Genomic DNA, 26,503 nt, shown 5'->3' with positions numbered 1-26,503 from the left:
TGATCAAGTCTCGTTTGAAAGCTGAAAACCTCCTGACCCAATCGATTTACCCTAAAATTAAGATAGGTACTGAACAAAAATTGATTCAATCGCTGCAAACCTTGACGCGTTAGCTAAATTTTGAAGGTAAAATGAGAATAAGGGCTTCTATGCGCAGATTACGGCCCCGTCCAAGCAATTGATCACATCAATTAAAAAGTGCGGACATAGCTTTCCTGAAGAAGCTGTTTTTAATAAGAATCCTCGATGGACGGGTTGATTCAAATAAGGAAAAATTATGCTAGCTTTTTTGCTCCAATTTGGCCCAAGTATCCCTTAAGGTTACCGTTCTGTTAAAGACCAAATTCTCTGGAGTGGAATCTTTGTCCACATTGAAATAACCCAATCGCTGAAATTGTACTTGATCACCGATTTTTAAATTCTTCAGGCTTGGCTCCAGATAACCGGTAACTTTCTTTAAGGAATCCGGATTCACAAAATCCATAAAATCCTTATCCTTATGGCTATCGGGTGTTGGGTCGGAGAACAAACGATCGTACAACCTAACTTCGGCGGTTATGGCATGTGGTATGGAAACCCAATGCAAGGTCCCTTTAACTTTTCGCAAACTCTCCTCGGTTCCGGAACCACTTTTACTTTTGGGGTCGTAAGTACACTGCACTTCTATAATGTTGCCATCGTCATCCTTGGTACAGCTTTCAGCTTTGATGATATATCCATTTTTTAAACGGACCTCACCCCCAAGCTTTAGTCTAAAAAACTTACGGTTTGCTTCTTCCCTAAAGTCTTCTTTTTCTATATACAATTCCCTTGAAAATGGCACTTTTCTACTGCCTGCCGATGGGTCTTCGGGATTGTTTTCCGCCTCCAACCATTCCTCTTCTCCTTCCCTATAATTGGTAAGTACCACTTTTAATGGGTTAAGTACCCCCATTACACGAGGAGCTATTTTATTGAGATGCTCCCTTACATGAAAATCAAGCAGGGCAACATCGACAACATTGTCCCGCTTGGCAATGCCAATGGTATCCGCAAAATTTCTAATGGACTCCGGAGTAAAACCCCTTCTTCGCAAACCGGAAATTGTGGGCATTCTGGGATCATCCCAGCCTGATACAACGCCCTTTTCCACCAATTGCAGCAATTTACGCTTGCTCACTACGGTATGGCTCAGGTTCCTACGGGCAAACTCCCTTTGTTTGGGGCGCAATTTATCAGAAGATACCACTTGGTCCAAAAACCAATCGTAAAGCTCTCTGTGGGGTAAAAACTCCAGTGTGCACAAAGAGTGCGATACCTGTTCAATGTAATCGCTCTCACCGTGCGTCCAATCGTACATCGGGTAAATACACCAATCGGTATTTGTACGGTGGTGCGCCTTGTGCAAGATTCGGTACATTACGGGATCACGCATCAACATATTGGAAGAGGCCATATCGATTTTGGCGCGTAGCACATGTGCTCCGTCCTTGAACTCCCCTTCTTTCATCCCCTTGAAGAGCTTTAAGTTCTCTTCAACAGAACGATTTCTATAAGGGCTTTCCTTACCCGGTTCGGTCGGTGTCCCTTTTTGGCTGGCAATTTCCTCCGAAGATTGGCTATCAACATAGGCCTTGCCATCCTCGATCAACTTTACGGCCCAATCGTACAACTGCTGAAAATAATCGGAGGCATAGCATTCCGTGGCCCATTCAAAGCCCAGCCAACTTACGTCCTCTTTAATGGCCTCCACATACTCCTTCTCCTCCTTTGCCGGGTTGGTATCATCAAAACGTAGGTTTACAGGTGCATTATAGCGCAATCCCAGGCCAAAATTGAGGCAAATGGAACTTGCGTGCCCAATGTGCAAATATCCATTGGGTTCGGGAGGAAAACGAAACCTCAGGTATTCCTGTTTGTAACCCTTTGTAAGGTCTTCCTCAACAATGTGTTCTATAAAATTGAGCGATCGAGCTTCTTCTGCCATACCAATAATTTGATGCGCAAATGTAGTAAAATCCCGTGTTGATAGCTATTATTCGTTCATCTGTGTATACAAAATAGGCGATTTCACAACACTTTGGGTATAGCCTACAACAATATCTTTCCTTTCATCGAAATTAGAGACATATTTGTTATTGAATACTATATGAAAAAGAGACGCCTGAACAACGTCTTTTGAACGAATTACAATTAAGGGGCACAAACTAACAGGGCTTATGGCCCATAACCTCTTAAATACCAACGGTGATGAAAAAAAGTAGTTCAACGTATAGCATTCTTGTTCTGGCCTTGGCTTTTATGCTGCTTGGTGCTTTTGGTGCGCAAGCTCAAATACTCTACAAACCCGAGCCGGCAGCCAACCCAAACCTTGGGGGAAATATGGCATGGACAGCTGTTTGCGCTTCCAATGGTTTCAATGAATACTATGTAAGCTTCAATTGGGACCCTCCTATGGTAGATAGCAACAACGAGTTTGTGCTGGAGCTATCGGATGCCGAGGGATATTTCTCTTCTCCCATTGAACTGGCCCGAGTTGGCGACAAGAACACAATTTTCGACTTTGAATTCATGTTTGCCCTTCCTACTGATATGAGGGGGGATAACTTTAAAATGAGAGTGCGGAGTACCTCTCCCGCAAAAACCAGCCCGGCTTCTGAGGCCTTTTCCATGTACTATATCGACTACAATTCACCGTTATTGATCAGTCAAAATGGAAGTGGAAACATTCCTTCAGGAGGCCTTATCCAATTATGCGGCGGTGGTTCCGTAACCTTAAAACCACATAATATCCCCAATGCCGCAAACTACATTTACAATTGGTACCGCAGTGGTACGTTGCTTGCGGAAAAATCAGAAAGCATCACCGTTTCTGAACCGGGCATATATTATGTGGAACTGGATTATGGTGATTGCTCGGGCACGGCCAACACCTTATCCAACACCATTGAAATTTCTACAGGAACAAGTTCCGGTTTGGCCATAAATGGTGAAAGCAATGTGCAAATATGTCCTGGGGAAACACATGTACTGGAGTCCAGCATCAGTGGACAAGGGCTTACCTATACTTGGTACAAAGACGGAAGCATTGTCGGCGGACCGACCGTAGATGCCAGCACATTTACCGTTGATGCAGGTATTAGCGGTTTTGAAGGTTCCTATGAGGTGGAAGTATCCGGTTATGGGATTTGTACCGAACTATCCGACCCTGTAACTGTTTCGGGCACAGGCTCTTTTGATATTACACTGAACAATGAAGAAAACATTGTGCTGCTTCCTTCGCAGACCAAAACATTGTCCGTTGGCACTACTGCATCAAGTGCAACATACCAATGGTTCAAGAACGGTACTGCCATCCCGGAGGCAACGAGCAACACATTGACCATTGATGAGATAGGGGAATACTATGTAGAGGTTACGGAAAATGGCGGTTCTTGTAGCCCTGCTCCGGTAGCTTCAACAAAAATTACCATTGTATCGCCCGACGCATTCGAATTTGTGGTAGACTATATTGGAACATATTCCTCTTGCGAAAATACCGATGCTACTTTAAGCCTTACCACTATTAATGCCGTAAGTGATAATGGTGCCACTACCAACGTGACCGCAGATTTACAAAACGCTTTTGATTATCAGTGGAAATTGAATGGTGCCGAAGTTTCAGGAGAGACGTCCAAGACCATCACAATATCCGATCAAGAGGACAATGGGGAATACACGCTGTTTGGTTCTATTGATGCTTTTGAGGCATCGTCCAACAGCCTGCAGGTAAAGCTGGCATCCAACGAAACACTCCAAATAACGGCCAATGGCACTGTGCTGTGTGAGGGAGGCGAAGCCATAGTACTTGAGAGCAGTGCAGACCTATCCAATGAATCTTTTAAATGGAAGAAAGATGGTAATACCGTTGATTCATCTTCCCAGAGTTTAACCGTTACGGAAACAGGTGTTTACCAACTTGTTATTACTTCCAACGAATGTGCATTGATATCCAACGAAGTAACCATTAGTGCATTTGATGAATCACTATTGGTGCTCGATAAATCCAAAGACCTCATCATTGTTGAGGGAGAGACCCAAACTCTTACCGCTAGCGGTGCAGATTCCTATGAATGGTATGATGCCGGTAACAACCTAATTTCTTCGAGCAGTTATTATGACTTTACCGAAGAAGGGCAGTACCTGTTGATTGCCTCCTTCGGGACATGTACCCTAAGCAAAGTGATTACTGTGACCTACAGGGATGTGTTTGCCATACCCAATGTTATTACCACCAATGGCGATGGTATTAACGATTTATGGGTATTGCCCAACTCATATTCCAGAGACCCCAACGTTCTTGTCACCATTTTTAATGAGCGGGGAGAACAGGTGTTTAGCCAATCCGGCTATGAAAACAATTGGCCACAATCCACCACATCGTTCAACAAACAAAGCATGATTTTCTATTACAAGATTACACGTGGTGGCAAAAGCCTGAAACAAGGAACTATCACTGTTATTAAATAAGCAGCAATGCAAACCAAGAAACCTCTACTATTACTTGCCTTCTTGCTACTTGCCCTCTCTGGAATGAGAGGACAGGAAGAAGGCAACTATGTGCCCTATAACGTCCCTTCCCAAAACCTTTTAAAGTTCAACCGGTTCTTATTGAACCCAACTTTTTCCACGGTTAGGGAGGACAAATCGTACATCAACCTTTTTCACAGAAACCAATCGGTATCTTTTGATGACAACAATCAGGTGTACTTCTTGAGCTATAGTGGTAGGGTGAGCGATAGAAGTGGTGTCGGTCTTAGCTTGTTTACCAACCGCGAAGGCCTTTTTAACAACTTTGGTGTACACGCCAATTATGCCTATGGTGTGCGATTGGGCCAAAAGAATACTTTTACTTTTGGAGCCAACGTAAGCTATTACCAAAGCTCATTTAATCAGGACAGGGTAAATTCCGTAGAGGTAGACCCGTTTTTGAATACTTTGGAGAGCAGTTCCTTGGTAAGCTTTCAACCCGGCTTTAATTTTTCCCTGGGCCGTTTTGACATTGGTGGTTTTGCAGAAAACCTATTTGACTACAACTTGAAAACAAGTGAGTCGGTAACCGATTTCAATGAGAAAACATACTCTGGGCATCTACAATATACCCATCAGTTTGAAAGCGGAAGGGGTATTATGGAAAGTGCCCGTTTAATGCCCTTGGCCAGAGTGCGCAAAGTAGGTGAAGAAAACATCACATTAGGTGGGAACTTAATTCTTGACCTGCCTAAATTAGGCTGGGTGCAAGCAGGGTACGACGACTTTTATGGGGCATCGGCAGGACTTGGTTTTAATCTTACCAAAAACATATCTCTGGGTTATACCGTGGAAAAAGGCCTCTCCAACGAATTTGAAAATTTTGGTGTTACCCACGAAATATCATTGGCATACTCCTTTACGCCCAATCTTACAGAAGATCGTGTAATGCTCGAAACAGAGGGGGAAGAATTGGTTTCCAATGATGAAGAAGTACCACAGGACAGTCTTAATATTACCGATAAGGATCTTGAAATTGCCCAGCTAAAAGACAAACTGGCCGAAAACGACGCCATACTGGATGAGTTGTTGATGCGTCAAGATTCCATAGAATCAACGCGCAAACAAGACTTGGAAAGACGTTTTGAGACCGTAATGAAAATGGTCCAACGCGAAACCCGGGGTCAAAACCCCGCCTTGGAGCAAAAAGCCAAAGAAGTATACTTTGCCAATATGGACAGCGCCGATATCGTGACCCAAAGAAAACAACCTTTGGCCAACCACGGACTATCCAACAACACCTCAACCAAAAAGGTCATCAAGATCAACGAAACAAAAGGAAATGCCAGGGCAACTTATGCATCAAACTCAAGTGCAAAAAAGGATAATACCTATAGGCCTTCAAAAAGCAAAAAAACCGGTTTCAAGTCCCATGCCGTACCCAATGTGGAAAGCGGTCATTATTTGATTGCCAATGTTTTTAGAGACCCCAACAACCTAAATGCTTTTATTGAAAAACTAAGGGCTCAGGGAATTGATGCTGACTATTTCCAAAACCCAAAAAACGGTCTTAACTACGTTTACATTGGGGACTTTGGCAACAAAACGGATGTTTTGGAAGCTTACCACAGCAAAATGAACGGCACATACCAAGGTGATGCCTGGGTAATGAACGTGAACAATGGTAACTCTCAAATAGCGGGGTATTCGGGAGTGGTCAACAAACGCAGCTCCAAATACGGAAACAATCTATTGTCCAAAAATGTGGCCAACAGTTCCCGAGGAAAGGGCAGTGTTGTGATCAGATCCCAATCCGTTGACGGACTACCAGAAGGCTTTTACATCATTGCCAATGTTTTTGAAAGTTCATCAAGCGCCAAGGAATTTGTAAAAGAACTGAATTCCAGGGGATTGCATGCAAGTTATTTTATAAACCCAGAGGACAAGCACAGGTACGTGTATTTGAAAAAGCACAAAACTTGGAATAACGCCTTAACATCTTACTATACCAAACTAAACGCTTCGTATAACGACGATATGTGGATTATGCGAATCAAGTCAAACACAACCATTTAAAAACCACCATACTATGAAAAAATCACTACTCAGGTGGGGCACATTGATCTGTATACTCTTGTTTTCGTATACAGGTATTTCACAAATTAAAAACACCTTTGATGTTCGTTATGAAAACAGACTCAAAGGTGACATAACGTTTATCGCGAACAATATAGTAAATAGGGATACCTCTTCAGAAGACCCTGAAGACCCCTATAACCTTACAGGGTCAAGTTCCGAGTACAACGATAGGCTGAACATGCAGTACATTGATATTGATGCTGATCCTTCAACATTCAGCTCCAGTAGTGCAACATTGGCCGTTCCAGACCCCAGCTGTTCACAAATCAGGTATGCCGGGCTGTATTGGTCCGCCGTATATACGGATAGTGATCGAAGTGATTTCAACCAAGTAAAATTTAGGGTTCCCGGTGGTTCCTATGTTGATTTGACCGCGGACGAAATCCTATTTGATGGTTATAATGATGGCGATTTTGGGTATTATGCCCCTTACGCCTGTTATAAGGATGTGACTTCCATTGTTAGTGGACTCACCAATCCACAAGGTGATTATTTTGTGGGCAACGTAAGGGCCAGTTCCGGCAGCTCCATCCAAGGTGGTGTTTCTGGAGGATGGACCATGGTCGTCGTCTATGAAAACCCGACCTATCCAGGAAAATTCATCACTACTTTTGATGGTTATGCGGGTGTTAAGTCCGGAGAAACCGTGGACATTCCCTTTAGTGGGTTTACCACATTGCCCCCTCCTTTTCCCGTTAATGCCAAATTGGGCGTGGCAACTTTGGAGGGCGACAATAGAATTAGCGGGGATCAACTCGCCTTTAAGGCGGATAGCAATGGTTCTTTTACAACATTGTCCAACAGCGCAAACCCCTCCAATAACTTTTTCAACAGTAATATTACCAACGAAGGAAGTATTGTTACCACCCGAAACCCCAATAGTGAAAACACTTTAGGATGGGATGTGGATATGTTTACCATTCCCAACCCGAGCAATTCCGTTATTCCCAATGATGAAACGGGAGCCACATTTAGGGCTTCGTCCACGCAAGATAAGTACGACATTTTCTTCACCTCAATGGATGTAGAGATTATAGAGCCCAAGATAAACTTGGCCAAAACGGTCGAGGATATTGCGGGCAACGATATTACCGGACAAGGGGTACATCTTGGACAATTTTTGGATTATGTGCTTGCGTTTGAAAATGTGGGCAACGATGATGCAGTCGGCTATACCATCAGGGACGTACTGCCTATCAATGTAACCCTCGACGAGTCCAGTATAACCATGCCAACAGGCACAACCTATACTTTTGACCCGGCAACCCGAACCATTGTTTTTACTATCCCCGATAATATTGTTGAAGAGGATGATCCAGCTGCCTCCATTCGCATGCGGGTACAAGTGGCCGAAAACTGTTTTGACTTCATCGATGCCTGTACCGATATCATCGAAAACTTGGCTTATTCAACTTATAGTGGTGCAATAAATACGGCTTCTATAACCGACGACCCCAGTGTGTACGATTTTGACGGCTGCGGTTTTCCCTATCCCGGGGCCACCAATTTCCTTTTGGACGACCTTAGTGCCTGTAATTTTACACGGACCGTTCAGCTCTGCGGCGAAAACGTACTTTTAGATGCAGGTGACAATTTCGACAACTATATCTGGTACCGCGACGAAAACGGGAACAACACTATTGATATTGGTACCGATACGGTGATCACGGACAGTGATTCCGACAACGACCCGAGCACCATATTGGTTGATGAAACCGGAACTTACATTGTTGATAAGCAAGTTGCCGACCCCTGTAAGGATTTTGCCGAAATAATCGTTGTGGAGCTTTTTGGCGAAACACAGAGCAATCCCATTACGGCTTTGATCAACGATACCTCCAACACCATAGACGGGGATATTCTGGTATGTCCCAACGATGGTAGCGAACTGCCGGAAATTTTCTTGTGTGGATTAAATGACACCGAACTCATTCAAATCAACATTCCAGATGCCCAGAGCATAGTTTGGGAAAAGTTGGATGAAGCTAGCTGTACGGAAGCTACCGATGGATGTGCCAACACCAATGCCAGTTGTACTTGGAACACGGTTGATACGGGCAATGACTTTTTAGCCTCGGATTCCGGCCAGTACCGATTGGTCATCAACTATCAGAACGGATGTTTTAGTCGATTCTATTTCAATATCTTCAAAAACCCACTAGACCCGCAATACACTTCCAAGGATATTATCTGTGATACTCCCGGGAACATTACGGTAACCAATATGCCTTTGAGCTACGAGTACCAACTTGTAGACCAAACCACGGGCAATGTATTGGTTCCCTACGGACCAAGCCCAAGCTTCGATATTACGACAAATGGAGCTTATATGGTAGAAATGAGACAAGAAGGCGTAACCGATGGTTGCGTATTTGTACTCGACAATATTGGTATTCTCGAAAGGGATTTTCAAGTGGCCATTACCTCCCAAAATACAAGTTGTAACGATTTGGGTGCAATCTCCATTTCCGTTTTGGATGTGGAGCCACAATACTATTACACCATTTCCCAAGGCGGCGTAGAGGTGGATACCCATGGTCCGTCCACAGACAATAATTATACCTTTGAAAACCTAAATAGTGGGGTTTACGATGTTGCTGTTTCCACCGACGATGGATGTGCCTACACGGAACAGGTCACCATTATTGATGAATCAAACCTGGAACTGACCGCAAGGATTTCACAGCACATTACCTGTAAAGAAGGAAACATCATAATGGATTCCAAAGGGGGTAAAACCCCTCACCTTTATGCTATCTGGTCCTTTGTGGACAGAAACGGGGTCACACAAATTTCATACCCCTCAGTAGCGGATATACCTGCCTCTGAATTCCAGACAGAACAAATTTTTGACGTAGTTGGTGCTGCGGGAGCCGGTACATATACCTATGTGGTCGTGGACAGAAACAACTGTTACGACATTTCCAATCCCGTTACCATTGAGTTTAGGCCCGCTGCGGAGTATAATGCAACATCCGTTACGGATGTATCGTGTTACGGAGAGTCCACAGGTACAATTTCCTTTAATTTGGTAGACGATAATGGGTACCAACTTACTTACTATTTGTTTGATGCAACTGGTTTTGACGAAGAAAACTACGACTTTGCCAATGCCTTGGCCACCAACTCATCAGGAAACTTCCCTGGTTTGTCCAGTGGTGATTACGTAGTGGTCATCAACCAACGAAAAGGAAGTGCCGCTTGTGATTATTATGAGTATCACAGCATCGACGCACCAACAGCTGCCCTGGATTTGGATGCCGTTATAGTACAAGAGTACAGTTGTATGCAAGACGGCATTATCGAAGCCCAAAATGTAACAGGTGGCGCCGCTCCTTACCAATACAGCATAGACGGGGTGACTTTTGACAGTTCTCCTACTTTCTCCAATCTAACAGATGGCACCTATACCATAACTGTAAGGGATGCCAATGGTTGTATATTTTCCGATGCTATTACAATAGCCCCATTGGACCCACCGACAGACTTGGTCTTCAATTCCACGGTTCCAGGATGTCCCGATCAAACTTCGGATGTAACAGTAACCGTTGCTGGGGGAACAGCTGCCTTTGTTTACGAAATTATTGCCCCTTCTCCCATAGCGCCAAATACCACTTCCGGAGATACAGCCACTTTTAATGATCTAGACCCGGACACTTATACCTTCAGGGTTACCGATGCCACTGGATGTGTTTACACGGAAAGCTATACCATTGCCCCAACAACGCCAATAGGTGTTGTGGGCCAAGTAATGGCCAATATAAGCTGTATTGATGCTGAAGATGGGGAAGCCCTTTTCACGGTTTCCGGATTTAATACCTCATACGATTACACCATAACCGGGCCTTCGGCATATTCCAATATAGGAACAGCCCAAACCAATGCTTCCGTTTCAATAAGTAATTTGGAGGCCGGCACTTACAACATTGCAGTAACAGACAATGAAACCAATTGTACCGATACGGCAACCGTAACTATTGACGCTCCACCTTCACCCATTGATGCAACACCAACAATTGAACAGCCTACATGTATAATAGATGGGTCGGTGAATATTACGGCCACAGGCGGATGGGGAAGCTATACTTACGAAATTATTTCCGGCCCCACCGGTTATACTCCTCCAGCACCACAATCCAACGGCTTGTTCGGCAATTTGACCATTGGGGGCGACTATACCTTCAAAGTTACGGATGCGAACGGTTGTGAATTCACGGATATCTTCACCATTAATGAGGCTGTTGAACCCGTTCTAGAAATTGTCCCCAACGATATTTGTTATGATGATGCCACAGGTTTGACTCTGACTGCCAATGTCACTGATGGTGGCGACGGAAATTATCAGTACAGCTTAAACGGAGGTCCCTTTGGAACAAACCATGTGTTTACCGGGCTTGCACCAGGAAATTACACGATTGAGGTTAGGGACGGTAACGATTGTACCGATATCGCTTCCATAACCGTAGATCCGGAACTTAGCGTTGTGGCTTCAGCTCCAAACATTACTGCTTGTGGAACGGATACAGATATAACCATTACCGCAGCCGGTGGAGATGGAAATTATGTGTATGCCGTGGTTGGCGATGGAGCAACTCCATCTGCAGGTGATTTTTCACCAACAAACCCAATTACGGTAACAAGTGCAGGAGATTACGATGTATATGTTAGAGATAATGGCGGAGCTTCAGGATATTGCCAGGCCACTTATGATATCACTATTACACAAGACGATTCATTGGCTCTTACACCCCATATTACTAATGTTAGTTGTAATGGGGGTTCTGATGGAAGCATTGTTTTAAATGTAATTGGTGGTGAAGCTCCCTATATGTACAGTATAGACAATGGGACAACCTATCAAACATCAAACACCTTTGTAAACCTACCGGCCGGAACATACGATATAAGTGTAACAGACGCCAACAACTGTCCTGTTACAACTCAGGCAACTATTACAGAACCCGACCCAATTGTTGCTGAAGCTGAAATCACACAAGAATACACCTGTACGCAGCTGGGCGAAATCACCGTGGGCAGTATTACACCTACCTCTGGAGGCTCAGGAAACTTTGAATACAGTTTGAATGGCGGAACTTGGACCACTTCCACCATTTTTGCAGGATTGGAAGATGGTTCCTATAGTATTCGTGTGCGTGATGCCAATGTAATAGATTGTTTCATCACTTTACCAGAAATAATAATTCCACCTCTTCCTGTTGAACCAACACTGAGCACAACCGTTACCTATAATTGTGATGGTACTGCTGAGGTAACCGTGCTACCTTTGGATGCATCGTATACCTATAGTTTAAATGGCGGAACACCACAAATAGGGAACAATGTTTTCAGTGGAGTTGCTTCAGGAACACATACCATTGAGGTAGATTACGGAAGTGAATGTACAGTAACAACTTCTGTAAATGTAGAACCGGGATATGCTTTTGATGGAGCCATTACCGCCCACACGGACATTACTTGTAACGGCGATGCCGATGGTACCATCACTTTTGAAGCCGAAAACTTTGATTCAGGTATTGGTTTTGAATATGAAGTTGACAATAGTGGTGTGTTTACCACTTCTACCACAAGTCCAATAACCATTACTGGATTAGCAGCAGGAACACATACCATCAACATAAGAGATTTAAGAGATCCTACATGTTCCGTTGTCCTGACCCAAGATCTTACACAACCCGATGCCGTTGATGTTTCTGCTTCCGTTACTACAGAGTTAACCTGTACCAATGGAGGGGCAACCATTACCGCCACTGCTACGGGAGGTACACCGGCTTATCAATATCAATTGGAAGATACAAGTGGTACGCCCATTGTTACCTACCAATCTTCCAATGAGTTCCCTGGACTTGCCGCAGGCGATTATGTGGTAAGGGTACAGGATGCCAATATGTGTGAGGATGTAACCGGAACCATAACCGTAGTACCCCCTGCCGATATTGTGTTTAATGTAACACCAACCTTATGTTATAGTGGCAACAACGATGGGAGCATCCAAGTAGATGTAACCAGCGGGAACGGAAACTATCAGTTTAGTATAAATGGTGGCGCTTGGATGACACCTTCTATCCCAACTGATACAACCTATACTTTTGAAAACTTAACAGCAGGAACTTACACCATTGATGTAAGGGATAATTATGGTTGTTCTGCTACGGATACTGCCATTATCAATCCTGCTTTGACTGCTTCGGCCTTCCTCGATAGCGATTTGACTTGTTTGGACGATGCAAGTATTACCATAACTGCAAATGGAGGTGCATCTCCTTACTCCTATGAATGGTCCAACGATGGCGGAACTACTTATAATTCATCTGGATTTACTGGCAACGTGTTCAATACAAACACAGATGGAACCTATACCTTCCTTGTAACCGATTCTGCTGGTTGTACAACAACGACCAACAGTATTATAGTAACGCCTGCCACACAACCCGTGATAAGCAGTGTTACACCAACCGACATATTGTGTAATGGGGAAAGCACCGGTGCTTTGGATGTTGTTATTGACACTTCCGTGGGGGTTCCGCCTTATACCATAAATGTATACGAAACAATTACTGGTACAGACTATTTAACACAAACCACAGGATTACCTGCCGGTTCTTACGAAGTAACTGTAACCGATGACAAAGGTTGTGTATCAGATCCATTCCCAGTAGTTATTTCCGAGCCGACAGCAATCGTTCCAAACACAACACATACAAATTTAACCTGTGCGGCAAGTGGTACAGAATTAGGAACCATTACGGTAGATGCCTCGGGAGGAACACCAACTTATATATACGAGGTATTTAATAATGATCATAGTGTAAACTTAACCTATGATACATCTGCAGGAACCAATGACCACACATTCACTGGATTGGATTTTGGTGATTATACTGTTGTAGTCACTGATTCCAATGGATGTCAAAATATATCAACGGTGACCATAACCACAGGGCCCGATGTGTTGATAACTACACAAGCAACTCCAGGTTGTGCTCCTGGCAGTGGTGAAATGTTAGTGGAGGCAGACGCTCAGAATGGGACATTGGGAACAGGAGTTTTTTATTTTGCCATTTACCCCGCTCCTACATTTAATGCGTCCGACCCTGCTTGGTTTCCAGAGGATCCAACTCCAGCCCCTGACAATTCACACTTGTTCACAGGCTTGACACCGGGTGTTACTTATACCTTTATAGTCTATGATGAGGATACCGCATGTGAATATATTCAGGAGGCCACTGTTCCTGTATCCGCAACTTCTACCTTGGCGTCATCCATTGACACAGTCACCGATATTACCTGTACGGGAGCTACAGATGGTAGTGTCGATTTTACGATTTGGGGATACGGAGGAACCAATGTTAATTTTGAGATCTTTACCTATATAACCAATAACACAACTGGAATAACCGGAACAATATCTGGTGCAGTTGGCGGCCCTGAAACAGGCACAGCAACTGGGCTAAGCCCTGGAGAATATTATATTCTTTATGAAGATGAAAATGGTTGTGTTTCGGCATCTGATTCCTTTGTAATACAACAATCACCAACATTGCTTGAGGTAATCGCTGATTCCCCAACCAATGACAATTGCAACCCAAATGCTGGGGTAATAACAGCAAATGCTCAATTTGGTACCGCTCCCTACGAATTCCAATATATTTTGGCTTCTTCGGGGTTTGTACCAACAGCTGCCGACAGTGGCTGGACCAGCAATACAAGCGTAAATGTTGAGGCGGGCGATTACATTGTATATGTGAAAGATGCCAACAACTGTATTCAAAGTGACCCTGTAACCGTACTTCTCGACCCTAGTCCAGAAATATCCATTGCCGTTGTAAATGAATGTGTGGATGAAGGCTTGTTCGAGGTAATGGTCACTTTGGATAATCCATCTGTAGCCATGACGCCTTTCCAAATCAGTGTAAACGGAGCAGCGTTCCAAAACTTTACATTTGATGGAAGCAACCAGTATCTGATTTCCGGATTGAGTTCAGGATTGGGTCAAACTGTTGAGGTAAGAGACTTAAACGGTTGTATTGATTCCGAAACATTCGATATACACCCACCACTTGAATTCAACGTAATTCAAACCGTGGCTTTGGATTGCGAGTCTGGCACCAATGCTTATGCAGAATTGGAAATCGAAGTAATTTCTGGATCAGGAAATTATGAATTTATCATAGATGGACCGGGAACGGCATACGATATGCCCCAAAGCACCTTGACCCTTGACGCTTCCAACAAGTTTGTTTGGGACGGTGCAGGAGCTGCTGGAAGATATGACGTTATCGTCTTTGATATGGGCACAGCACCGCCAAACTGTCCAAAAACAGTTACCATAGATGTGCCCGAAGCTCCCTATCCATCATTTACTTACACTTATACAGATGTTACTTGTTATGAGGCCGCCGATGGCACCATTTCCGTACAAGCTGTGGACAATGGGATAGGTCCCTATACCTTTGAGATCATTGCGGCATCCGATGGTTCCATCAGTACACCAATTGCTCCTTCAATCTCAACGGCTACCACGGCTACTTTTACCAACCTTGAAGGTTCCGCAACAGGTATTACCTATGACATTCAGGTTACCGCGTCAAATAATTGTACCGATACTCAAACCGTAACCATTACCGAACCAGACCCCATTGCTTTGACTGCCAATGTGGTCGAGTTTGCCTGTGCTGTAGGTAACAACACAGACAACGCCAGTATTACTGTAAATACAATAACGGGAGGTAGTGGCAACTATGTGACTTATGAGTTTATTAATGATGCAGGTTCCGTAGTGGTTCAATCCGGTAGTAATCCTACTTACATTGAAACCGATACAAATGGAGGAAACTATACCATTAATGTATATGATGACAATGGTTGTCTGGGGACAACAACAGCGGTTATTGCTCCTTATGATCAAATAACCGATGCCGTAGCTGCCATTACAAACCCATTAAGCTGTACACCAGGCATGGATGGGGAAATTACCATATCGGTTACTTCAACTTTAGGCGATCCATCCCGTTTTGAATACAGTGACGACAATGGCAGTACTTGGAAAGATTCCAATGTGTTCGCTGGTTTGGATGCGGGTACCCACAATTTCTTGGTACGCCATAAGGATACAGGTTGTATGGTTTCAACTTCAGAAACCATTACCGATCCCAACACATTCGATATAGATCTAAATGTGGTAAGCAATGTCATCTGTTATGGCACAGCTACCGGCGAAGTATCCTTTGAACTTGTGGATGCCACATACACGGGCGGATTTAACTGGACCATTTTTGATACAAATGGTACACCTGTCAATACAGCTGATGATATTCCTGTAACCAACGGTATTTCAGCGACCACTGGCCCTGAAACATATAGTGGCCTGCCCACAGGCAGTTACCGCTTGGTCATTTCACAAGATGCATTCCCGGAATGTACCAATGAGGAAGCCTTCAACATTGCAGGACCTAATGCGGCAATCACCGGTTATAGAACTGTTACGGACATTACGTGTAATCCTGGAAACGATGGTATTATTGAAATTACAGCTTCTGGTGGATGGGGTGGATACTCCTACTACGTAGACACAACACCAAACCCCGATCCAAACGATTCGTCCAACTATGTTTCCACGCCTAGGTTCGAAAACCTTACAGCAAGTACTTATGAGGTTTGGATCATAGATCAGGAAGGATGTGCTACACAGTTACCCGATGTTGTATTGAGCGTTCCAGACCCTATTACGGCCACACTGCAAGTCAACCAGTCCAATTGTGTGGATTTACAAGGAGAAATCCAAGTAGTAGGTACTACTGGTGGACAAGGAAGCAACTATAGCTATCAATTGATCAAGGATGGAAGCAACTTTGGGTCTCCACAATCAAGTACCATTTTCTCTGGATTGGGCGCAGGCTCTTATACGGTTGAAATTACCGATCAATGGGGCTGTTCCGTAATACTTCCAGATACCGTGGAACTGACCAATGCCATGACAGCCAATGCTACCGTGGTTAAACCTATTGATTGTACAATGAATCCAGGTGGACAAATCACCATTAATGTATCAGGTGGCTCCTCTAACTTGGAATACACTGCCACTCATTCTGTTTTAGGGTTTATAGCAACCAATAATGATGGAATTTTTACCAATCTGACTGATCCGGGTGAATATATTTTCACAGTCACCGATTTGGATACTTCCGAACCTTGTACCTATGAAGTACGCCAAACATTGGATGATAAGGTTGATCCCGTTCTAGAGGATGCAACTATTGTAGATGTAAGTTGTGCTGGAGGCAGTGATGGCAGTATCTTGGTCAATCTAGATCCATCCACTGCACTGAATCCACCATACCAATACGAATTGATTGGCTTGAGTCCTGGTGCACCGAACAGACCACTTCAAGATGAACCATTGTTCGAAAATCTACCAGAAGGAGATTACCAAGTGCGTGTGGTTTCCGAAAGGGAGTGTGAGGATACAATTGATGCCCGTGTGGACGAACCCACACAGCTTAGCGCTGGAGTTACCGATGTTTCTCAATTAACCTGTAATGCTACAAATGGAACGCAACAGGCCGAAATAGAAGTAACCATCGACCCAACTAGTGGTACACCAAACTACTTCTACAGTGTAAATGGTGGTGCCTTTATGCCAACCGGCGGAAATGTCTTCACTTATTACACTTCCGTGGCCGATGATTATGATATAGTTATAAGGGACAGCAATGGATGTACCTATGCATTGCCTACTCAAACAATAGATCCATTACCTCAAATGGATTTGGACATAACCAATGTGGTTGATATAACTTGTGCAAATAGTGGAGAAGAAATCACGGTAATTGCGAGCGGACAATCATCTCCCTATAATCTGACTTTTGAGGTTTTGGAAACCGGGGATATACAAACAGTTTCAACTGATAGATATACATTTACGCTTCCTAACCATGGAAACTATACCATTCAGGTAACGGATAATGGTACTGGATGCTACGAGTTTATCACCCATACCGTCGAACCTTACGACCTTATCAATGTAACGGCCACCGCCACATCACCGGCAGTTTGTTTTGATGATGCCGGAGAATTGACAATTGATGTAACGGGCTATACAGGAGCTTACAATTATGAAGTGTTCAGAAATGATGGTACCCCAATTGTATCAGGTAATGCAAACACGTCAACAGGATCATTGGCAATAACCCATCCTGATTTGGTAGGTGGTAACTATTATGTTGAAGTAGAAGCTACCCAAGCGCCATTCTGTGATGCTAGATCTGGTTCCGTTACCATTATATCACCAAGCAGTGAATTGGCGGTTGTCCCAGAGCAGGTGGCCAGCGTTACCTGTAACGATGATATGGGCGAAGTACTTATTGCTCCGACAGGTGGTTATGCTCCTTACGATATAGTATTGACCAATATTACCACAACACAATCCTACACTATGAACGATGTACATAGTTATGTGTTCACTGGTCTTTCCGCTGGTTCTTATGAAGTAAGGGTAACCGATAGTGAAGGTTGTGAAATTATCGATAATACTTCATTAACCTTAGATCCTGTAGATCCAATTACTGCAGACATTGATGCTGCTCCAATTGACCTATTGTGCTTTGGGGATGAAAGTGCATCCGTATGGGCGTACAATGTTGCTGGAGGTGAAGGTTCTTACAACTACCTGTTGAACTATTATGATGAAACCGGAACAAACATTGTGTTTACTTCTGGTGAACAAGGAAGCCCAAGATTCAATAATCTGGGTGCCGGAACCTACAGCATCACCATTACCGATGGTTGGAACTGTAGTTTTACAACAGATCCAGTAACCATAACTGAACCATCCGAAGTAATGGCTTCTTTGGTACAATTGAGCGGAATGACCTGCAACGATGATGCTCAACTGGAATTAACGGCATCAGGAGGTACTGCACCTTATTTTTATAGTACCGATGGTGTTACGTTTAACCCCATGAGCGGTGGGGACACCCATACATTCAATGTTGGTGCAGGTACTTATCAATATTATGTGCGTGATGCCAATGGTTGTGATGCCATGATATCAAACCAAATAACTGTTGAGGAAGTTCCGGAATTGATGCTGGAAATCGACGAGTCTGCGGCCATTATCAACTGTATGGGGGAGGCATCCGCTACCATTATTGCACAAGCAACAGGTGGTTTGGGCAATTACAGATATGAGTTGTTCACCGATGCAGCCTTGACCAACTTGCTAGATGGCCCGCAAACCAATGGAACATTCAACGAATTGACCGCTGGTGAATACTACATAAGGGTAACCAGTGAGGATTGTGTTGAGGTATCTTCTGTAATTACTATAGTTGATCCAGCACCACTACAGGTAGATAGAGAAGAATTTACCAATATTACATGTTCGGGAATGAACGACGGTACAATTACTGTTGAAGTGTCGGGGGGAACAGGTGAAATCCAATACGCCATTTCACCTAATCTAGATCAGTTTGATACGACGAACACATTTACTGATCTAGAACCCGGCATCTATGATGTAATCGCTCAGGATGCGAATGGATGTTTCATTACCTTCCAGTTTGAGATTACACAACCGGAACCTGTCGTGGCCGAAGCCATAAACGTTATGGATGAGGTATGTTTTGAAAGTGGGGATGGTTCGTTCGAAATTCAAATATCCGGAGGTACTGCCCCCTACCAAACAAGCCTGAATTCCAGTGCCGATGCAAACTTTGTTCAAGATCAGGTCTTGTTCCAAGATCTGCCCGCAGGAACCCATGTAGTATTTGTAAGGGATGCCCAAGGTTGCGAAACCAACGTAATTGTGGAAATTGATCCAGGAGTAAACTTGGCGGCTACCGTAACGCCCGTTTACGAGTGTACCGAAAATATTCCTGATAATTACTTGGACATCGTACTGGAAGATGAATCCATTGCAGGAGACCTAATGTATGCCCTGGATTCGACAGATCCAGCAGATATGCAACTATCCGCTGATTTTACCAACATGGCACCGGGCGACCATTACATCACCATTGCACATGCCAATGGATGTATGACCACTTATGACTTTACCATTGAAACATTCGAACCACTTGTCCTAAGCTTGGAGAACAACACCATTAACCAAATTACAGCAATTGCAGAAGGTGGTGTGGAGGATTATACCTTCTACTTCAACGGCATTGATAACGGAACCGATAATACGTTCTATATCAACAGGACCGGTACCTATACCGTTACCGTGGTAGATCAAAACGGTTGTGAGGCCACGGCTGAGATTTTTATGGAATTCATAGATATCGAGTTCCCCAACTTCTTTACCCCGGATGGCGATGGCCGTAATGATATTTGGATACCTGACAACATTGAAGGTTTCCCAGATGTACTAATTAAGATTTATGATCGTTATGGTAGAGTAGTGGAAGAGATGACCCGAAACGTTAAAGGTTGGGACGGTAATTACGATGGAAAACCATTGCCGACCGGAGATTACTGGTATGTTGTTAAACTTGAAGGAGAACAAGACTTCAGAGAGTTTGTGGGCCACTTTACATTATATAGGGAATAACAAACCTATTACTTAGACCCCATGCTAAAAAAAGTATACTCAACTTTATTATTTGTTTCCTTGGCACTTTGTGCCAAGGGACAAGAGTTGACCGTACCACAATTATCCCAGTATATCGCGGACAATCCCTTTTTAATGTCCCCGACATATGCAGGTATAGGAGATCATATAAAAGTGCGTTTAAACGGCTTAACACAATGGGTGGGCATCGAAGACGCCCCGGATACCCAGACCTTGGCCGCTGACGCCAGAATTGGGAACAGGTCCGGGATAGGTATGCTTCTTTATAACGATAGTAACGGTTATACAAGGCAAAGAGGAGCCAAGGTTGCCTTTGCCCACCATTTAACATTGGACAGATATGACGATATATTCCTTTCCTTCGGTATCTCTTACAACTTTAACCAATTTCGGATAGATGTAGAACAGTTTGAAGAAAACAACGGTCAATTGCCAGCGGATGATAAAGCCACTACCAACCATAACTTTGATCTGGGCGTGCTTTATAGGTACGACAAGTTCTTTTTTAGTTTGAACGCAGGTAATGTACTTAACAAGGACCTATCCAATTTTAATACCGATATCATCCGTATTGAACCCAACAAACTAAGAAACTATTATGCTTATACGGGCTACAGTTTTTCCAAGAGCAAAAACAGCAAATTGGAAATAGAACCTTCCGTATTCTTTCAATGGTTCGAGAGCGATGGCCGTTCCGTTACCGATCTTAACACCAAGTTCCGTTTTCGCGACTTTGAAGATTACTATTACGTAGGCCTTACCTATCGTTTTTTGAACGACCAATTGGGAGAACCTCTATACATAGCCCCTATTGCAGGTTTTAAAAAGAGTAACTTCTATTTTGGGTATTCCTATCAGGTAATTACCAACGAAATTTTGGGATACAGCACAGGAACTCATGTGCTTACCGTGGGAATGGATCTCTTTCAGGGTATAAGTAACTGTCGATGTATGTATTGATTTTATACGTTTTGTCCTATTTTTGCCCTTTCGTAATATAAGGCTTTGGGAAAAATCAGGTTAAAAAACGTTAGAATACATTCCAATCATGGATGTTTAAGGGAAGAAATGCTCATTGGCAGCGATTACAGGGTTGACCTTGAAATCACGGCCGACCTTTCCCAACCCGCGGCTTCCGATCAACTTACCGAAACGGTGGACTATGTCCATCTCAACAACATCATAAAGGAAGAAATGACGGTACGTTCCAATTTATTGGAACATGTGGCCAAAAGGATTATTGATCGTATATTCGGAGAAATTAAAGAAGTGACCGAGGTGGAAGTCGAAGTTTCCAAAATAAACCCGCCCATTGGTGGCGATGTGGAGAGTGTTTCGGTAAAACTCAGGATTACTCGTTGAACAGTTGATGCCAAAGGACCTATACTGTTAATCTTTTTTTAAATTTGTCCATAACAACATGGCATTGTGGTCGAATTGGTTAGACAAAGTCCCGCAAGGATTTTTATGGTGGTTCGAGTCCACCCGATGCCTCAATAATTTTGCTTGATATTTAGATTATCATAAAAACTGAATATTCGCAAAATATTTTTAGCTTTGCGATCCAATTGGCATCGTGGCCGAGTGGCTAGGCAGAGCTCTGCAAAAGCTTGTACAGCGGTTCGAATCCGCTCGATGCCTCAAAACCCAGCACCAAGTGCTGGGTTTTTTTCTTTACAGGTCTTCAAGTTCCTCTATTTTTTCTTGGATATCAAACCTATCCTTGGGCAAAAAACCTTTGGTAATCAGCACAGCGCCACAGATAATCAAAATTATGCCCAACCCTTTTTTTATGAGCACAATACGTTCTTGGGTCAAATAGCGCCTAAGTTGTTTCGCTAAAAGTATTTTGATCAGATCCGTTATAAAGTAAACAAGCAACACGGTACTGAAAAAAACCATCATCCTATCGGGGTTGTTCTCCAAACTGGGTCCCACTACAATAATAAGCCCCAACCAAAAAGCGAGTACGCCTATGTTGATAAAGTTTAAAAGAAAGCCTTTTACCAATAATCCCAGATATGTTCCCTTGGAGGCCTTTACATTGGATTTTTTCTTTGCCTTCTTCACAAATAAAAATATCCCGTAAACCAACAAGATCATTCCCCCGAATACAAAAAGACCTGGTTCGTTGCTCAGGTTCTCCAACAACTGAAAACTACTGAAATAGGCAATCAACAAAAAAACTATGTCGGCGAAAATCACTCCAATATCCAAACTTACTCCAGCCCTAAAGCCTTTGGTAGCACTTGTTTCCAACAAAACAAAGAAAACAGGTCCGATCATAAAGCTCAATAAAAATCCCAAAGGGATGGCAGCTTGGATATCGTCAATCATTTTTTAGTTTGCTCTTTTTATTTTTCCACCGAAAAGGGTGTGTTCGTCCATTGTTTTTGGGTCTCCATATACCAAGACCTCGCCTCCGGCCTTCACATTGGCCTTAACGTAGTCCGTTGCATGTATTTCGGCATTTCCCCCTGCGTTTACACTTATGGTTGTAAATTTTGTTTTAAAGGTTCTTCCATTATATGCCCCTCCCGTATTTATAATCACATCCTGGGTATTGGAAAATCCACCTGCAAAGATCTTTCCTCCGGAAACCGCCTTTATCAACAACTGGTCCACTTCGCAATTTATCTCCAGTTCACCACCTTCCTGTGCCTTAAGTTCCAAAATATCTTGTACATAGATATCATCGGATGATATTCGGGCATCCTCATTAACATCTATAACCACTAACTTTTCGGAGTGATATAAATCTACATACGTTCTGTAGCCACTGAATATTTTGACGATTTCCATCCGGATTTTCAATACCCCATTATTATTGACAATGGCAACATTTGTGGTATTTTCCCCGGTGATCACCGCTTTGTTTTCGTTGGATTTGATAAGATTGATGGCAATACCATCAAATCCCTTTACTTCGGAAAACTTTTGTAGGTCTTGGGTTACGGTTGCATCCTGGGCCTCAAGTAATTGAAGCGATAGGAACATAAGAACAATCGTAATTACTTTCATGTTATAAAAATTTGGTTCTCAATAGGATAACAAATTTTATTCCAAAATAGTATTATTCCTTTTTACCGATCAACGAAAAGTCCAAATGGCGTTTGATCAAATCAGTGCTCTTAACCATTACACAAACTTCATCGCCCAATTGGTACATCCGTTTTGTTCTTTCCCCTACAATGGCATACTGGCGTTCATCAAACACATAGTAATCATCCTTAATATCGCGGATACGGATCATACCCTCGCATTTGTTCTCGATAATCTCTACATAAATGCCCCATTCGGTAACCCCGGAAATCACGCCCAAGAACTCTTGGTCCTTGTGGTCTTCCATAAATTTTATCTGCATGTATTTAATGGAATCCCGTTCTGCATTGGCCGCCAATAGTTCCATATCCGAAGAATGTTTGCACTTTTCTTCGTACAAGGTGGCCTTTGGTGTTTTTTCCTTATCCAAATAATGCTGCAGCAATCGGTGCACCATCACATCGGGATAACGACGTATGGGAGAGGTAAAATGTGTGTAATATTCAAATCCCAACCCATAGTGACCGATGTTCTCCGTGGTATAAATCGCCTTGCTCATACTTCGTATGGCCAGGGTATCCACTAAATTCTGTTCTTTTTTGCCCTTTACATCTTCCAATAACTTGTTTAGGGACTGATTGATGGACTTTGGATCCTTAAGATTGATACTATGTCCAAATCTGGAAATAACGCCGTTCAAGGCCATCAATTTATCCTCATCGGGCTTGTCGTGCACTCGGTACACAAATGTTTTCTTTTGTTTTCCGATAAACTCTGCCACTTTTCTATTGGCCAAGAGCATAAACTCCTCGATCAGCTTATTGGCGTCCTTGGCCTCTTTAAAATAAACGCCAACGGGTTCGTTGTTTTCGGACAGGTGGAACTTCACCTCAATTTTATCAAATGAGATGGCACCGGCATCCATACGGGCCTGCCGCATAATCTTGGCCAATCTATCAAAAGTGAGTACGGCTTCGACCACATCATCCGAAACGGAATACGCTTTATCCCTGATGGATATTTCCTTGGGAATCTTGTTTTGCTGGGTCTCGATAATATGCTGTGCCTCTTCGTAGGCAAATCGCTCGTTGGAATTAATGGCTGTCCTACCGAACCACTGCTTTACCAATCGGGCGTTATGATCCATTTCAAAAACGGCGGAAAAGGTATATTTTTCTTCATTTGGGCGCAGTGAACACGCTTTATTGGATAGTACTTCGGGCAACATGGGAACCACACGGTCCACCAAATACACCGAAGTGGCCCTATTATAGGCTTCTTCTTCCAGAATGCTATCGGGTTGCACATAATGAGATACATCCGCTATATGAATACCTATTTCATAGTTGCCATTTTCCAATTTTTGAAAGGAAAGCGCATCATCAAAATCCTTGGCATCTTTTGGGTCTATGGTAAAAGTGAGTACATCGCGCATATCCCTGCGCTTCGCAATTTCCGATTCCTTTATACTGGTATCCAAGGTTTTGGCAAACTGTTCCACTTCATAGGGGAACTCATGCGGCAATCCGTATTCGGCCAATATGGCGTGTATTTCGGTATGGTGTTCACCTGGTCTCCCCAGTACCTCGATCACTTCACCATAGGGGGAATCGGCATCGCCCGGCCAATCACCAAGGCTTACCAATACCTTATCACCATCATTCGCTTTCTTAAGCTTTTCCAAGGGCACAAAAATATCGGTGTACATTCTGGAATCCGTGGGCCGAACAAATGCAAACCGAGCTTGCTTGTCCACTATGCCAACATAAGATGTTTTTTTTCTTTCAAGTACTTTGGAAACCTCGCCCTCCATTTTCTTGCTCTTACGCCTTGGTTTGAGAAATACTTCGACCGTATCACCATGGAAGGCCCTGTTCAAATTATTGTTCTGAACAAAGATGTCATCCTCCAGCTCATCCACCACAATATAGGCATTGCCACTTGTGGTAAGATCTACCCTTCCTGTAAAATACGTATGGAGCGATGGTTTTTTTTGATACTTGCCCCTTTCGGGCTCAACAATTCGTTCGCTGGCCTTTAACTGCCCCAAACGCTTGATCAAAAGGTTTCTATCTTGGGTATCGGAAATACCTAATTTTGAAGCTATTTGCTTGTAATTGAAGGTTTTTGATGGCTCTTTTTCAAGTACGGTAAAAATGCCCTTCGTAATTTCATTCTTTCGCTGACTCCCAGCTCTCTTCTTTTTCTTTGACATCAACGTCCTTATTTTTTTGAAAAATACGAATTATAATCCTTGAGCAACAAGGAAAGGAAGAGTAATCCAAAACAATGTCAACTTTATCAACAATTATCAATATTATATTTTTTCTTCTTTTTTAAATTTAATTAAAATGATGATTATGATTGATCGTTGAAATGTGGAATAAAATATTAGGGAAAAAGTTGCTTTGAACTATTAAAATATGTTGTTCACAATTTGTCAGAATACAAGAAAATTAAGAATCAACCATTTATATTTTTTATCCACGGTTTTTAACAACCCTTATCAACATCGATTTATTGAAAAGTTAATGTGTCCTTAATGTTAATTACCCACAAAAAAAGGTTTATAACGGTTGATTAATTTTTAATGGAATATTACCTCAACATTAAATAATTATTCCTACTGATCTATTTTATTGAAAAACAAAATTTCGTTACCAATAGTTTTATGCAAATAGTTAACAAAACGGGCTTATTGTTAATTGATTGTATGTGAACCCAATGAAAATATCTCCTCAATTTTATGAACAGCACAACATTAAAAGATATTGTACCTTTGTTACGTACCCATTTTAATACAAATACCATGAAAATTGCCATAGGAAACGACCACGCTGGAACCGATTATAAACTTGCTATTATAGGTCTTTTGAAATCCAAAGGAATTGAAATTATAAATTACGGCACTGACGGCACCGATAGTGTGGATTATCCAGATTTCACACATCCCGTAGCCACCGACGTGGCCGAAGGAAAAGTAGATTTTGGCATAGTGCTTTGTGGTAGTGGCAATGGTGCCACTATGACCATTAACAAACACAAAAATATTCGTGGCGCACTTTGCTGGAACAAGGAAATAACCCAATTGGCCAGAGAACATAACGACGCCAATATTTTGAGCTTGCCAGCGCGATTTATATCGCTTCCCCAAGCTTTGGATATGGTAGAAACCTTTTTAAGCACAAAGTTTCAGGGCGGAAGGCACGAACGTAGGATCGAAAAAATTCCTTGTAGATAAAC

At 42.9% G+C, this 26,503-nt stretch carries 10 protein-coding genes and 2 tRNA genes; 8 read left to right on the top strand and 4 right to left on the bottom strand.

The features are described 5' to 3' along the window. Positions 1–280: 280 nt before the first annotated feature. Positions 281–1,966 (bottom strand): glutamine--tRNA ligase/YqeY domain fusion protein, encoded by a 1,686-nt coding sequence (locus tag VM932_RS00485; protein ID WP_326276613.1) that lies wholly within the window; start codon positions 1,964–1,966, stop codon positions 281–283. A 263-nt stretch (positions 1,967–2,229) separates the two neighbouring features. Here VM932_RS00485 and VM932_RS00480 point away from each other — a divergent pair, with 263 nt between their 5' ends. The 7 genes from VM932_RS00480 (at position 2,230) to VM932_RS00450 (ending at position 21,859) form a co-directional block, all read left to right on the top strand. Beyond that, the gene (locus VM932_RS00480) at positions 2,230–4,488 is read left to right on the top strand and encodes a T9SS type B sorting domain-containing protein (RefSeq protein ID WP_326276612.1); all 2,259 of its coding nucleotides are present in this window, start codon (positions 2,230–2,232) and stop codon (positions 4,486–4,488) included. 6 nt (positions 4,489–4,494) lie between these two features. Next, complete coding sequence (locus VM932_RS00475) at positions 4,495–6,564, top strand: PorP/SprF family type IX secretion system membrane protein (RefSeq protein WP_326276611.1); 2,070 nt, start codon at positions 4,495–4,497, stop codon at positions 6,562–6,564. Between the two features lie 13 nt (positions 6,565–6,577). After that, positions 6,578–20,197, top strand: a complete 13,620-nt coding sequence (locus VM932_RS00470) for a T9SS type B sorting domain-containing protein (RefSeq protein ID WP_326276610.1) — start codon at positions 6,578–6,580, stop codon at positions 20,195–20,197. Between the two features lie 21 nt (positions 20,198–20,218). Then, entirely contained in the window at positions 20,219–21,178 is a 960-nt protein-coding gene (locus tag VM932_RS00465) for a PorP/SprF family type IX secretion system membrane protein (RefSeq protein ID WP_326276608.1), read from the top strand. A gap of 45 nt (positions 21,179–21,223) precedes the next feature. Then, on the top strand, positions 21,224–21,580 hold the full coding sequence (folB, locus tag VM932_RS00460) for a dihydroneopterin aldolase (RefSeq protein ID WP_326276607.1): 357 nt from the start codon (positions 21,224–21,226) through the stop codon (positions 21,578–21,580). Between the two features lie 60 nt (positions 21,581–21,640). Beyond that, a tRNA-Cys gene (locus VM932_RS00455) sits at positions 21,641–21,712 on the top strand. A 76-nt stretch (positions 21,713–21,788) separates the two neighbouring features. Beyond that, a tRNA-Cys gene (locus VM932_RS00450) sits at positions 21,789–21,859 on the top strand. A gap of 33 nt (positions 21,860–21,892) precedes the next feature. Here VM932_RS00450 and VM932_RS00445 read toward each other — a convergent pair. The 3 genes from VM932_RS00445 to rnr are packed head-to-tail and all read right to left on the bottom strand — an operon-like array spanning position 21,893 to position 25,475. Then, the gene (locus VM932_RS00445) at positions 21,893–22,555 is read right to left on the bottom strand and encodes a LysE family translocator (RefSeq protein WP_326276606.1); all 663 of its coding nucleotides are present in this window, start codon (positions 22,553–22,555) and stop codon (positions 21,893–21,895) included. A 3-nt stretch (positions 22,556–22,558) separates the two neighbouring features. Further along, positions 22,559–23,239, bottom strand: a complete 681-nt coding sequence (locus tag VM932_RS00440) for a head GIN domain-containing protein (RefSeq protein WP_326276605.1) — start codon at positions 23,237–23,239, stop codon at positions 22,559–22,561. A 52-nt stretch (positions 23,240–23,291) separates the two neighbouring features. Next, positions 23,292–25,475: a ribonuclease R gene (gene rnr / locus VM932_RS00435; RefSeq protein WP_326276604.1), complete on the bottom strand. Its 2,184-nt coding sequence runs from the start codon at positions 25,473–25,475 to the stop codon at positions 23,292–23,294. 594 nt (positions 25,476–26,069) lie between these two features. On the opposite strand from rnr, the gene rpiB reads away from it, so the two are divergent. Next, on the top strand, positions 26,070–26,501 hold the full coding sequence (rpiB, locus tag VM932_RS00430) for a ribose 5-phosphate isomerase B (protein WP_326276603.1): 432 nt from the start codon (positions 26,070–26,072) through the stop codon (positions 26,499–26,501). The last annotated feature ends 2 nt before the right edge of the window (positions 26,502–26,503 follow it).

It is taken from the genome of Flagellimonas halotolerans, from assembly GCF_035818535.1.
In the GTDB taxonomy this organism is placed as follows: Bacteria; Bacteroidota; Bacteroidia; order Flavobacteriales; family Flavobacteriaceae; genus Flagellimonas; species Flagellimonas halotolerans.
Note: the sequence above shows the minus strand (reverse complement) of the source record. Positions and strands in the feature narration are given on the sequence as shown.

What these genes read in the sequence shown, in the direction of transcription:
- VM932_RS00485 (WP_326276613.1), bottom strand. Translation starts at nt 1,966, where the DNA reads ATGGCAGAAGAAGCTCGATCGCTCAATTTTATAGAACACATTGTTGAG.
- VM932_RS00480 (WP_326276612.1), top strand. Translation starts at nt 2,230, where the DNA reads ATGAAAAAAAGTAGTTCAACGTATAGCATTCTTGTTCTGGCCTTGGCT.
- VM932_RS00475 (WP_326276611.1), top strand. Translation starts at nt 4,495, where the DNA reads ATGCAAACCAAGAAACCTCTACTATTACTTGCCTTCTTGCTACTTGCC.
- VM932_RS00470 (WP_326276610.1), top strand. Translation starts at nt 6,578, where the DNA reads ATGAAAAAATCACTACTCAGGTGGGGCACATTGATCTGTATACTCTTG.
- VM932_RS00465 (WP_326276608.1), top strand. Translation starts at nt 20,219, where the DNA reads ATGCTAAAAAAAGTATACTCAACTTTATTATTTGTTTCCTTGGCACTT.
- VM932_RS00445 (WP_326276606.1), bottom strand. Translation starts at nt 22,555, where the DNA reads ATGATTGACGATATCCAAGCTGCCATCCCTTTGGGATTTTTATTGAGC.
- VM932_RS00440 (WP_326276605.1), bottom strand. Translation starts at nt 23,239, where the DNA reads ATGAAAGTAATTACGATTGTTCTTATGTTCCTATCGCTTCAATTACTT.
- rnr (WP_326276604.1), bottom strand. Translation starts at nt 25,475, where the DNA reads ATGTCAAAGAAAAAGAAGAGAGCTGGGAGTCAGCGAAAGAATGAAATT.
- rpiB (WP_326276603.1), top strand. Translation starts at nt 26,070, where the DNA reads ATGAAAATTGCCATAGGAAACGACCACGCTGGAACCGATTATAAACTT.